Source organism: Arcanobacterium sp. (ex Cirak et al. 2026), from assembly GCF_053585065.1.
Genome location: NZ_JBQJCE010000001.1, coordinates 52,217 through 63,697 on the forward strand (window position 1 = coordinate 52,217; position 11,481 = coordinate 63,697).

The 11,481-nt window shown below is 54.0% G+C and carries 11 protein-coding genes; 3 read left to right on the forward strand and 8 right to left on the reverse strand.

Translation table 11 applies throughout. From position 1 onward, the window contains the following. Window positions 1–36: 36 nt before the first annotated feature. Genes ACTOVJ_RS00235 through ACTOVJ_RS00245 form a run of 3 tightly spaced genes read right to left on the reverse strand, consistent with a single transcriptional unit; the run spans window position 37 to window position 3,504 of the window. Window positions 37–1,008, reverse strand: coding sequence for an ABC transporter substrate-binding protein (locus ACTOVJ_RS00235; RefSeq protein ID WP_449502040.1), 972 nt, complete (start codon window positions 1,006–1,008; stop codon window positions 37–39). Beyond that, window positions 1,001–1,975, reverse strand: coding sequence for an ABC transporter permease (locus ACTOVJ_RS00240; protein WP_449504280.1), 975 nt, complete (start codon window positions 1,973–1,975; stop codon window positions 1,001–1,003). The genes ACTOVJ_RS00235 and ACTOVJ_RS00240 overlap by 8 nt, the downstream gene beginning before the upstream one ends. Then, entirely contained in the window at window positions 1,975–3,504 is a 1,530-nt protein-coding gene (locus ACTOVJ_RS00245) for a sugar ABC transporter ATP-binding protein (RefSeq protein WP_449504279.1), read from the reverse strand. Before ACTOVJ_RS00245 ends, ACTOVJ_RS00240 begins: the two co-directional genes overlap by 1 nt. Before the next feature lie 157 nt (window positions 3,505–3,661). Here ACTOVJ_RS00245 and ACTOVJ_RS00250 point away from each other — a divergent pair, with 157 nt between their 5' ends. After that, window positions 3,662–4,402, forward strand: coding sequence for a GntR family transcriptional regulator (locus tag ACTOVJ_RS00250; protein WP_449504278.1), 741 nt, complete (start codon window positions 3,662–3,664; stop codon window positions 4,400–4,402). Window positions 4,403–4,447: 45 nt separating this feature from the next. On the opposite strand, the gene ACTOVJ_RS00255 is transcribed toward ACTOVJ_RS00250, so the two are convergent. Further along, window positions 4,448–4,963, reverse strand: coding sequence for an ATP-binding cassette domain-containing protein (locus ACTOVJ_RS00255; RefSeq protein WP_449504303.1), 516 nt, complete (start codon window positions 4,961–4,963; stop codon window positions 4,448–4,450). Between the two features lie 155 nt (window positions 4,964–5,118). Here ACTOVJ_RS00255 and ACTOVJ_RS00260 point away from each other — a divergent pair, with 155 nt between their 5' ends. Next, complete coding sequence (locus ACTOVJ_RS00260) at window positions 5,119–6,246, forward strand: App1 family protein phosphatidate phosphatase (protein ID WP_449502046.1); 1,128 nt, start codon at window positions 5,119–5,121, stop codon at window positions 6,244–6,246. Between the two features lie 24 nt (window positions 6,247–6,270). On the opposite strand, the gene ACTOVJ_RS00265 is transcribed toward ACTOVJ_RS00260, so the two are convergent. Next, complete coding sequence (locus ACTOVJ_RS00265) at window positions 6,271–6,597, reverse strand: hypothetical protein (RefSeq protein WP_449504277.1); 327 nt, start codon at window positions 6,595–6,597, stop codon at window positions 6,271–6,273. A gap of 203 nt (window positions 6,598–6,800) precedes the next feature. Between ACTOVJ_RS00265 and ACTOVJ_RS00270 the strand changes: the two genes are divergently transcribed. After that, a complete protein-coding gene (locus tag ACTOVJ_RS00270) occupies window positions 6,801–8,285 on the forward strand; it encodes a DUF1846 domain-containing protein (RefSeq protein ID WP_449504585.1) in 1,485 nt (494 codons plus the stop codon). Between the two features lie 125 nt (window positions 8,286–8,410). On the opposite strand, the gene ACTOVJ_RS00275 is transcribed toward ACTOVJ_RS00270, so the two are convergent. From ACTOVJ_RS00275 to ACTOVJ_RS00285, 3 genes are all read right to left on the reverse strand, one after another. Beyond that, on the reverse strand, window positions 8,411–8,803 hold the full coding sequence (locus ACTOVJ_RS00275) for a hypothetical protein (RefSeq protein WP_449504276.1): 393 nt from the start codon (window positions 8,801–8,803) through the stop codon (window positions 8,411–8,413). A 36-nt stretch (window positions 8,804–8,839) separates the two neighbouring features. After that, a complete protein-coding gene (locus ACTOVJ_RS00280) occupies window positions 8,840–9,832 on the reverse strand; it encodes a class C sortase (protein WP_449502050.1) in 993 nt (330 codons plus the stop codon). A 123-nt stretch (window positions 9,833–9,955) separates the two neighbouring features. After that, a complete protein-coding gene (locus ACTOVJ_RS00285; RefSeq protein ID WP_449501400.1) occupies window positions 9,956–11,431 on the reverse strand; it encodes a SpaH/EbpB family LPXTG-anchored major pilin in 1,476 nt (491 codons plus the stop codon). Window positions 11,432–11,481 lie beyond the last annotated feature (50 nt).

Genomic DNA, 11,481 nt, shown 5'->3' on the forward strand with positions numbered 1-11,481 from the left:
ATCAGTTACGCATATAGCCGATGCCGATGCCATCGATCAGTCATAGAGAGCTTCGCGGATCGCGGGATCGTCAATATTTTTCGCGTCATACCAGGTGAAACCAGAGTCGATCTGCTGCGGCATCTTTTCGCCTTTTGCGGCAAGAACCGCTTGAGCCACTGCGCGATACCCCATCCGATACGGGTTTTGCGTCACTGAACCCGCGATCTGACCAGCGCGAATCATGTCCTGTTGCACTTTGCCAGAATCGTAACCAACCACGATGACGTTCTTCCGGCTGCGCGCCACCGTCTGACCTGCCGCAACAGCCCCGTCATCGTCGGTGGCAAACATGCCCGCAAGATGAGGGTGAGCCTGCAAGATCGCCGACGCTTGACCTTCAGCTTTCGCTTGATCCGACTCGTTGTATTCGATCGCCACGATTTTCATCCCCGGCGCATTCTCTTTGATGTAATCAACGAAACCGTCGCGACGCTCACGCCCTGTCACCGACGTCGTCGAAGTACCGAGCACCGCCAACTCTCCCTTTCCTCCAGCCAACTCGACCATGTGCTTAGCTGCCTCACGCGCTGAACCGTAGTTGTCTGTGGACACTGTGGTCACAGGAATATCTGAACCGGGCACTCCCGAATCGAAGGCAACCACAGGGATTCCTTTGCCCTTGAACTGGCGCAACGCCACCACTGACGCGCTCTCATCAAGCGCAGCCACCACCAGCGCATTCGGTTTCATCGCATAGGCGAGATTGAGCTGGTCAACCTGGCGTACAACGTCGGATTCGGTATCCGGGCCGTTGAACGTGACGTCGACGCCAAGGTCACGGCCAGCCGCCATTGCACCGGCTTTCGTCGTCGCCCAGAATGGAGAAGCGTAGCCCTTGGCGACGACGGCGATGTCCATCCGCCCGTTGGCTCGCGATGCACGTTCGCCTACTCCCGCGCAACCGCCCAACAGAAAGCTAAGAACCAGGGCAACGGAAACACAACGTATAGCGGAAGTTTTACGCATCGCCCACCTTCTTCCGTCGGCGCACATCGAGCCACACTGCCAACAAGACAACAACTCCGAGCAAAATCTTCTGGTGCTGATCAGATACACCGAGGTGAACTGCACCGTTGCGCAGAGTTGCAATAAGAATCGCGCCGACAACCGTGCCAAAAACGGATGCCCGCCCGCCAGTCAGTGAAGCACCACCCAATACCGCGGCAGCGATGGCATACATTTCGTAGGACTGCCCCACATCTGGTTTGCCAGAGGCGAGGCGTGAGGCCATGAGCACTCCAGCCAAACCGGTGAAAATACCACCGAGAACGTAAATCCGCCATTTCCATCGTTTGACGTCGATACCGGCAAGTCGCGTTGCTTCTTCATTGGACCCGATGGCGAGCGCGTATCGCCCGATGATGGTGTGTTTGAGGAGGAAATGCGCCACGGCCGCGGCGGCAACGAAGACGAAGACGGCGTTGGTGATGCCGAAAGTTTTCCCGTTGCCAATCGACACGAACACATCAAAATCACCGAGCGGTATGGATGAAGTTCCCGTGATCGTCAAGGCAGCTCCCCACGCCACCAGCATCATGGCGAGGGTGGCAATCATCGGCTGCATTCCGACGTAACTAACTAAATAGCCATTAACGGCACCCAACACAGCACCGGCTGCAATGCCGGCCAGAATTCCAGATCCAATCGCAAGCCATGCGGGACCGCCGACACTGGTCATCACCAACGCTGTCATGACACCGGTCAGCGCCAGGCCAAAGCCTGGGGTCAGGTCGATTCCTCCGGTGGAGATCACGAAGGTCAATCCTAGACCTAAGAGCACATACACCGAGGCATCGAGCAGGAGGGCCGAAACGTTATCAAGATCGATGAAATATGGGCTTGCGAGGGCAAAGACTGCGAAGAGGACGAGCTCCGCTACCACCACGAGGAATTGTGCAGGGTGTTGACGGTAGATTCGCGAAACAATGTTCACTAGGCTTCCTCCTTATACAGCGCAGAGTTGGTATGTGTACTTTCCCGCTCAGTTGAATTGAATGCAGTGGCAAGAGCCATAATTTTCTCTTCTGTGGTGTCCCCGTTGGGCAAAACGCCTGCAAGTCGGCCCTCGCACATCACTCCAATTCGATGGGTGAGGCGAAGGAGTTCAGGGATCTCTGAACTCGCCACCACGATGGTCAAGCCTTGTGCAGCAAGTTCTTCGAGCAGAGCGTAAATTTCTTCTTTCCCGCCGACGTCGATACCGCGTGTGGGTTCATCCACGAGTAACACATCAAGTCCCCGAGCAAGCCAACGTGCGAGCAACACCTTTTGCTGGTTACCACCTGAGAGGTTGCGTACATGTGTGGCTGCGCTGGGAGCCTTGATCGCCAAGCGATCCATTGCCGATGCCGCAGCCTGCGCCAAAGCGGCATCATCGAGCACGATTCCTCGACGCCAGGTGTGAAGCGAGGCAAGCGCAATATTTTCGCTGATTGTTTGGTCGAGAAGAAGCCCGAATCGCTTGCGGTCTTCGCTTAAGTATCCGATTCCTGCCCTCACAGCACTTGCTGGCGTGCGGTTATCGACTCGTGTGCCAGCCACCTCCACGCTTCCCGACGTCGCCCGGTCTGCGCCCGCGATTGCGCGCAACGTTTCGGTTCGTCCAGCTCCTTGGAGGCCAGCAAGCCCGAAAATCTCTCCACGGTGGACGGTGAATGACACTGGGCCAACCTCATCTGTGGCGATCTCATGGACACGCAATCCGATCTCCTCACGCACAGTGTGCGAGGGTCGAGCTGACATATCGATCGCCCGGCCAACCATTGCAGAAATAAGGTCGTCAGAAGTGAAGTTGTCAAAGCAAGCAGTAACCTCACCGTCACGAAAAACTGTCACTCGATCGCAAATTTCACCTACTTCGTCGAGACGGTGGGAAATAAAAACAACCGCAACGCCACTAGCTGCAAGCTCACGCATCACCGTAAACAGCGCGCTGACTTCGGAGACCGTCAAGGCAGCAGTGGGTTCGTCCATGATGAGGACACGTGCTCCCACACTCAGAGCTTTCGCGATCTCAACAAGCTGGGCGTTCGCAACGCTCAATGTCGCAACTGCACGACTCGGATCAATCCTTGCCCCTAAACGCGCAAGGATATCGCGTGCCGCATTTTCCATTGCGTCATCGTCAATGAAAAGCCCCCGACGCTTTTCGCGTCCGAGAAAGATATTTTGTGCCACGCTGAGATCTCCCGCAAGGGCGAGTTCTTGGGAGATCAAGGCAATACCAGCGTGCTCAGAATCTTTGGGTGAGCCGAATTGCACTGCCTCTCCATTGACGCGCAACTGTCCTTCGTCGGGCTGAATCACTCCGCCGAGAATTTTCATCAGGGTAGATTTTCCCGCACCGTTTTCTCCGACGATTCCGTGGATTTCACCTGCGCACAGGTCAAGAGAGGCACCTGCCAAGGCCACGACGCCCGGATACCGTTTGACGATTCCGCACGCCTGAACAACCGTGTCCATCCGCTCTCATTTCTCTATGCGTCAATACGAAATTTAAGAATGCCGTATTTTCAGCACTTTTAACCGACAGAGAAAACACTATGACGTGACAAACGCAATGTCTAGTGTTTTTATTTTTCTTCTCACACGGTGCGCACGAAAACGTATGCTGAGAACTATGTACATCCCGAAAATCACGCTTGACCGCACGAGCGATATTCCGCTTCACCGTCAGATTTCTCTGCCGATCGAAGAAGCGATTATTGGTGGCGAACTCACGCCAGGGACACTCATCGAAAATGAGATTGACCTTGCGCACCGAGTTGGGGTGTCACGCCCGACAGCGCGACGTGCTATGCAAACCCTCGTTGACCGCGGACTCCTGCTGCGCAAACGCGGCACTGGGTCCGTCGTCGCCCCGCGCGCCGCTCACCGACCAGCCCACATGCCCTCGCTCAATACAGATCTGCGCAACGCTGGCGAACACCCCACCACGCAAGTCCTGACATATAACGACAAGCTCGCCACCGCCGCAATTGCCGCCAAACTCGGCGTTGACGTTGGCACACAAGTGGTTGAACTCGAACGCCTGCGGCTAAGAAACGGCACTCCCATGGCGATCTTGTACAACTGGTTGCCCGTGGCAATCATGCCCGCGCGCGAAGATTTAGAAGAGCGCGGCCTCTATGAGCTACTTGCAGAAAAAGGAATCATCGTGGCATCCACTCAGCAAACTGTTTCGGCTCTTCGGCCCGACCGACGCGAAGCGAGGCTCCTGGCTATTTCCACGCGTCAACCCGTGCTCACCATCGAACGCACCGCGTATGACACGACAGGGAAAATCATCGAATGGGGTTTGCACACCCACCGTGGCGATCTTTACCAATACACGTCAAGGGTTTTCACCCAACCGCAGTGACACTTTTCGAGATCAAGGAACTGCTCAAGGCAAGTAACTACGGCGCTATTCCTGTGGAAGCGTTTTTGATTTCAGGGCGGCGGTGTTCTCTAGTTGGGAGTGAAACATTTGTTTGAACTCGCTTTCATGTGAAAGGAGTTCTCCGAAAGTGCCTTCTTCGACAATCGTGCCCTTCTTCATAACGTAGATGAATCCTGTGGATCGTAAAGTCGAGACTCGGTGGGTGGTGAGGATAATGATTCTTTTTGACGCTTCTTTCGAGAGCTTGTTAAAAATCAATTCTTCTGTGGGTGCGTCAATTGCGCTTGTTGGCTCGTCAAGGAACCACACGGGTGCGTCTGAGAGATACGCACGCGCGATGGTGAGTCTTTGCCATTGCCCGCCAGAGAGGTTAACGCCACCCCAATGAGCCCGATTGCACCATGTGAATTTGAAAGAGAATTCGAGAGCTGTCGAATTAATAGAACGTTGACAGCCGGAATAAGAGCGACACCAAGAAGCATGATCGTCGAAGCTGTAGCAAAAGCTGGCGACGCCTGCCAACCGTAACGCAGAGCCCATCACCAATCTGGGTAGTTCCTCAACTCATTCATTGTGACACTCAATCGCTCTCATGCACTCCAGGATCAAACGCCTATGCACCAAACCATTCTTCGGATCACTATAGCCACTTAGCCATTGCGCGAGGACAACAACACAACGATTAGACTAGCCTCATGGCAATTTCAGATCTCGTGCGCAACATCGAAGGCTTCACAAACAGGCGCAATATTGCGCGCCGCCGGCAGCAAGGATGGTTGCCACGTATCACGCCTTATCTGGGATACGGCAATACTCACCAGGTTCGTATCATGGCACGCGCACTCATGGCACCGCCGCCTGAGAAACGCCTTCCCTCTGACGTGCTGGCAAAAATCGGTCTCACCGCAGAAAATCAGTCAGCAGCACAAGCATCGTTTTGGGAAGCTGTCGCAATGGCCGACGCCGCAGCAGCAGAAGCGCAACGCGGCTGGCACCAGTTTTTCACTACACAAGTTGGATTCTTGCGCGTCGATGTCACGATCGGTGAACACACCTACACCACGCGCACTGATCGCCAGGGCTACGTCGATCTCATTGTCGAAGATCATGGACTCGAACCAGGAATTCACGAAGCAGTCCTCACGCCGAGCGCCGGTGAGCCTGCCACTGCGCAGATCATGATTCTTTCCCCGCAGACCCGCCGTGGGATCATCTCCGATATTGACGACACTATCATTGTCACGTGGCTGCCCCGCGCAATGTTGGCGATTTGGAACTCGTTCGTCAAACACACAAATTCGCGCCAGGCTGTGCCTCATATGGCACAGTTCTATCGAGCACTCGTGGATGGCGATTCTGATGTGCCCGTTTTCTATCTCTCAACCGGTGCGTGGAACACGTATGAAACTCTGCGCACGTTCATGGAAAATCGCGATTTCCCTATAGGGCCGATGCTCATGACCGACTGGGGTCCCACACCTACAGGGCTCTTCCGAAGCGGACAGGAACACAAGAAAACTCAGCTGCGCAATTTGCTCATTATGTTCCCGCAGATTGAGTGGGTTCTCATTGGCGACGACGGTCAGCACGATCCGCTCATCTACGACGAGTTGGCGCGTGAGCATCCGTCGTCGGTGAAGGCGATCGCGCTTCGTGAGCTGGGGCCGGTGGAACAAGTCCTCGCCCACGGCACCACGGACGCTGCGGAAACGAATCGTCGTGATTGCGATATCGAAAACGCAGGCGTCCCTGTGGTACGCGGGCGCGACGGAATGATGCTCATGGCCGCATGGAAGCGGCGTTTTGGACATTATCGGCTGTGACGCCGCGTGACATAAGGCAAAGGCTCAGGAGTCGTAAGGAACAGCTTCGACGCTGATTTCTTCGCCTTTGTCGTTCTTCTCAGCCATCTTCGCTTTGACAGCTTCTTTCGCTTCGTGTGCTTTCTCCGCTGCTACGTCTGAGGCGGCTGCGAAAGCATCCTTTGCCTGTTCCTTCGCTGCGGCATAGGCGGCCTCGGCTTGCTCCTTCGCAGCACCGCGCCCCTTGCGCACAGGCGCAGATTCCCACACCTTGTGGGCGCCCTTCTTGATCTGTTCGTAACGTTCATGACCAGCACGTGTTCCGAGCACATACCCTGCACCGAACACAAAAACAGTCCTCAAAAACGACATTTTTTCCTCCATTTTCTATGACCCGCGCACGATTCCCGACGTCGGCACCCACCGTGGTGTACCCGCGCAACACGTGCATTAACACGCGCCCCGCTGGCAGATCGTCTTTTTTCCCACTCTACAGGCGCACCGACGTCGGCGCTCAAAACCCCGCCCGTAGCGTAATATCAGTTAGTACGAACCGCACTTGTCCAAGGAGACACATGAAAATCGGCTTCGATTCCGCAAAATACATCCAGATGCAGTCCGAACATATTGCCACGCGCCGCGCGGAGTTTGGTGGGAAACTTTACCTCGAACTGGGCGGAAAACTTTTCGACGATCTACACGCCTCGCGAGTCCTGCCCGGCTTTACGCCAGACAACAAGATTGCCATGCTCGATCAGTTGCGCGATGACATTGAAATCGTGATCGCCGTCAACGCTCACCATCTCGAACGCAAGAAGGTCCGCGCCGATCTCGGTATCTCCTACGAACAAGACGTCCTGCGTCTGGTTGACGTTTTCCGTGGACGCGGGTTCCTCGTGAACAATATCGTGATGACACAGGTAACCCCGGAAAATATGTCTGCTGCAGAATTTCAACGCAAGTTGGAGGCTTTGGGTATGACCGTTACGCGCCACTACCCCATCGCTGGATATCCCACCAACACTGAGCTGATTGTGTCCGATGAGGGGTATGGAAAGAACGAATACGTCGAGACCACACGCGATCTCATCGTGGTCACAGCACCTGGCCCAGGCTCGGGCAAGATGGCAACCTGTCTGTCCCAGATGTATCACGATTCCAAGAAGGGTATCACCTCTGGCTACGCCAAGTTTGAGACGTTCCCGATCTGGAATCTTCCCCTCGATCACCCGGTGAACCTCGCGTATGAAGCAGCCACAGCTGATCTTGATGATGTCAACATGATTGACCCATTCCACCTGGCCGCCTACGGCACCCAGGCCGTGAACTACAACCGCGACGTGGAGGTTTTCCCTGTTCTTTTGACTCTCCTTGAGCGTGTGATGGGCAGGTCACCCTACAAGAGCCCAACCGATATGGGCGTGAACATGGTCGGGTACTGCATCAGCGACGACGAGGCGTGCCGTTACGCTTCGACTCAAGAAGTCATCCGCCGTTACTTCAAAGCCCGTGTGATTGAAGAAGAAAAGATGCTTGAGCCCGTGCAGTCTGAGCGTATCGCCATCACAATGTCGAAACTGGGCGTGAAGCCAGAAGACCGCCCGGTGGTTACCCCTGCTCGGCGCGTCGCTGAAGAAACCGGGGCTCCGGCGTCGGCAATTGAACTGGCCGACGGTACGATCCTCACCGGAAAAACCTCGACGCTTTTGGGGAATTCTTCAGCGATGCTCCTCAATGCGCTCAAGCATATTGCAGGGCTGGACGATGACTTGCTTCTGCTTTCGCCAGAGTCTATTCACCCGATCCAGACCCTCAAGACAGAGCATCTTGGTTCTGCAAACCCGCGCTTGCATATGGACGAAGTGTTGATTGCCTTGGCGGTTTCTGCTGAATCAGATCCGAATGCTCATGCGGCTTTGGATGCAATTGGAGAGCTAGCCGGAACCGATGTTCACACCACGACTATTTTGGGGAGTGTGGACACCGAGATTCTCCGCAAGCTTGGCATCAATGTCACGTCCGATCCTGTGTATCAGACAAAGACGTTGTACAAGAAGTAGGACTGGACTCATCATTTTTGGGCGCACCACAAGGTGCGCCCAAAAATTTTCTCACAGGAAAGAGGGCATTTACCCGCGGACACAATTCAGCAGTTCGCAGTTCAGTATCCGGTGCAGAAGTGCCCCTATTGCACTGATCCCTCACGTGGGAGCTGTTGCCACGTCACTGCAAGATCCGTGCCGGAAATCATCGTGACATAGGCACTGTCCGCAGCATCATCAATGGCTTCGAGCACGTCCTCGCCACCGGCGATAATGTCAAGGACAATTGTTTTTTCTGCTGTCGTCTCACCGGCCGACGACGATGGAGGCGTGACTTCGCTGACTGCCCAACCGCCTCGCCCATAGCTATCTTCATCAAAGGTGGTGAGAGTGGAAAACCAGCGTTCCACAGCCAGGCGCGCAACTGATTCTTTGCCATCTGTGACTGTCAGCCGTAAAACGGCAGGCGTGCCATCATTGTGAGGTGGATTTGTCCACAACCAGTCATAGTCCAGTTGATAACGTCGTTTGTCCATGTCTCCAGCATAGTCAATGAGCGGTGAGTGACAAATCTACCAACTGCCGTTGTCCTGATGATCTGGTTCCTTCTCAGGCTTCCGTGCTGGTACAGGGGTTCGTGTCAACCAGACGAACGCACAGCTGAGAATAAATACGGCGCTCAAGATCACTATCCACCATGGGAACCGAGGTAGCTGTGAGGCAGATTCACCAATTTCTTTGGCATCAGCCGGTGTGGGATAAATACGCTCTCCCGTCATAACAATTCGATGAGTATTGATGCCAAGTGGTGTACATGTGATGAGGGTGGCAAGGTCTTTTCCGGGAATCGCACGAATCGATTTTGTGTCGTCAGGCGCGACAATCTGAATATCAACAATGCGGTATGCAAGGGTCTGTGCGAAGATTTGGAAAATAAATTCATCGCCTTTTTTCGCACGATCAAGATAGGTAAACATCGCTGCATTAGCAAGGCCACGGTGTGCAGTCACAACAGTGCGCGTGCCGTTGCCCCCGACAGGCAGAGCCGTCCCTTGAAGGTGCCCAGCGCCTTTGAGCAATGTGGCATCAGAAGTGCCATGATAAATTGGGAGATCAATATCTGCAGCAGGCACAATCACACGTCCCATCAACCCGGAATAGTCCGCTCGGAGTTGTTCGACGTATGGGGCGATACCGTGGTGTTCGGGGGTGCGCGCCTTTTCACGGATCGTTGGAATATGCCCTTCAATATCAACAAGCTGTTCACCAGCAAGGAGCTGGTTGTATTTATGAGCACGACGGATTTGGATCGCTTCTTGAGGTTCGGCCTGCGAAGCAATCTGCTCATAGGCAGAGACGATGCGCGATTGCCGTAGCTGGCTGAACCATTGGGCGGCAGAGGGATACAGCAACACGGTGGTTCCAAGAATCGAGAACAGAGCTGCAACTACTGCCAACTTGTTCACTTTCTTTTGACGTTTCTCAGCGCTGGGCGTGGAGGACGAAGAGAGGATCTTGTGCATCTCACTCGTATCTCGCATCTCAATCTCCCACATTTTCATCATCTCGCTATGCATGATGCCGTGGGGGGGGGGGGGGGGGGGCGCCGGCCCCCCCCCCCCCCCCCCCACGGCCAGTTGAATCGATTACATTAATCAGCATCGATGATGCGATCAATACCCTCGTATTCAGTCCTTATTGCGACGCAACGCAACAAAGCCGAAGCCAAACGCAGCAGCAATGAGTGCTGCACCGAGAAGAGTCATGACCACCATACCGGCAGCACCCGTCAGTGGCAGGTTGAGGAGGCCGTTGGTTCCTGCTTGTGCGGACTTCAAATTAATCACTGTCAGTTTCTTGCCTGAGTCCTTAACAACTTCAATCTTCTGCGGCGTGGCGTAGTCTGCTGCAATCTCATAGCCGAGTGGCGCCTTAGTTTCTTGGACACAGTACGTTCCAATCGCCATCTGCAAAGTCACAGTGCCCTGATCGCCTGAAGTCGTCATAAGCTGAGCTTTCTCAGGCTTGGTACCACATTGACCATTCTTAGGAAGCGGCCACACATGGAATTGAGCATCAGCAAGGGGTTTATTCTCTTTGTTCACCTTGTCGATCTTCAAAGGCGCGAACGAGATAACAGTGGGAGTCTTCTTTGTCGGGTTCTTCAGATCAATATCTTCCACGGACGGAACGGAACCGAACTGTACATCGTTGATGTTCGTTGTGGATTGGTTAGCGAGCTCGTCTCCTTTAACCGTTAAAGCAACTTTTGCGGTGATTGTTACGGTCACGACATCACCAGACTTCAATGCCTGAAGTTGATCATCTTCAAACTTCACAGTCACGAGATTCGTCTCACTGACTGTCGTGGTTGCTTTCAGTCCCGGAGCCTCACCGCCTCGCTTCACCGATACAGCAACGGCATTCGACTCAATTTTATCAACACCCTTGGGGAGCTGATCACTGATCTCAAACTTCGTTAGTGGCTTCTTCGTCGAAAGCTGCGGGACAGTCTGCTTGATCTCCCACATAATCGTGTCACCGGGAAAATGAACAGTGTCATTGCCACCCTTGACAGTCTTGATAGGCCAATCCTTATCAGTCACTACAGTATTCTTCGGATAGACATGGACATCGTAGAGAAAAGACTCTTTCTCGTTCGGGTAAGGAATTGTTACAAGGAACGGAGCTGCCTTCTCAGTCACATTTGCAGGAGCAGATTTTTCCGTCACAAGGTACACGCCTAACGCCAAGTCTTTGACGGTAGTTTCCCCATTACTTCCTGTGGGAGCAAACTCCACTGCCGAATCCATGATGGCAGCCTGGTCACCAAGCATGACACGCCCCTCTGTGAGTTTGACAGTCTTTGCCTTTTCCCAGCCTTCAGCTGTCGCGAGGTTAATATCCTTAACCTTCTGGTATTCAAAAACAACACCGCTAACGGGTTCAGTTGTCGGCTTCTTCTCGCCAAGGTCCGTACCATCGCCAGTTTGACCAGAATCTGGATTAGCGAACTTGTGAATCGTCATTGATCCCTTTGTGTTCGGATCGATATTTCCTTCTGCCGCATGGGCAATGGGTGCTGCGAAGCTCAGCGCAATGAGTGAAAGAATCGCCACAAATGCGCAGGCCACGCGGGTGCGAATGGCACTAGTGCGAGCCATTACATCCTCCTTAGTGATTGTGTTAAAAATTTTCTTACTGTTGAGAAGGC

Bases quoted from the DNA above. Each gene is read 5' to 3' on its own strand.
- ACTOVJ_RS00235 (WP_449502040.1), bottom strand. From the start codon at position 1,008: ATGCGTAAAACTTCCGCTATACGTTGTGTTTCCGTTGCCCTGGTTCTT.
- ACTOVJ_RS00245 (WP_449504279.1), bottom strand. From the start codon at position 3,504: ATGGACACGGTTGTTCAGGCGTGCGGAATCGTCAAACGGTATCCGGGC.
- ACTOVJ_RS00250 (WP_449504278.1), top strand. From the start codon at position 3,662: ATGTACATCCCGAAAATCACGCTTGACCGCACGAGCGATATTCCGCTT.
- ACTOVJ_RS00255 (WP_449504303.1), bottom strand. From the start codon at position 4,963: ATGGGCTCTGCGTTACGGTTGGCAGGCGTCGCCAGCTTTTGCTACAGC.
- ACTOVJ_RS00260 (WP_449502046.1), top strand. From the start codon at position 5,119: ATGGCAATTTCAGATCTCGTGCGCAACATCGAAGGCTTCACAAACAGG.
- ACTOVJ_RS00265 (WP_449504277.1), bottom strand. From the start codon at position 6,597: ATGTCGTTTTTGAGGACTGTTTTTGTGTTCGGTGCAGGGTATGTGCTC.
- ACTOVJ_RS00270 (WP_449504585.1), top strand. From the start codon at position 6,801: ATGAAAATCGGCTTCGATTCCGCAAAATACATCCAGATGCAGTCCGAA.
- ACTOVJ_RS00275 (WP_449504276.1), bottom strand. From the start codon at position 8,803: ATGGACAAACGACGTTATCAACTGGACTATGACTGGTTGTGGACAAAT.
- ACTOVJ_RS00280 (WP_449502050.1), bottom strand. From the start codon at position 9,832: ATGATGAAAATGTGGGAGATTGAGATGCGAGATACGAGTGAGATGCAC.
- ACTOVJ_RS00285 (WP_449501400.1), bottom strand. From the start codon at position 11,431: ATGGCTCGCACTAGTGCCATTCGCACCCGCGTGGCCTGCGCATTTGTG.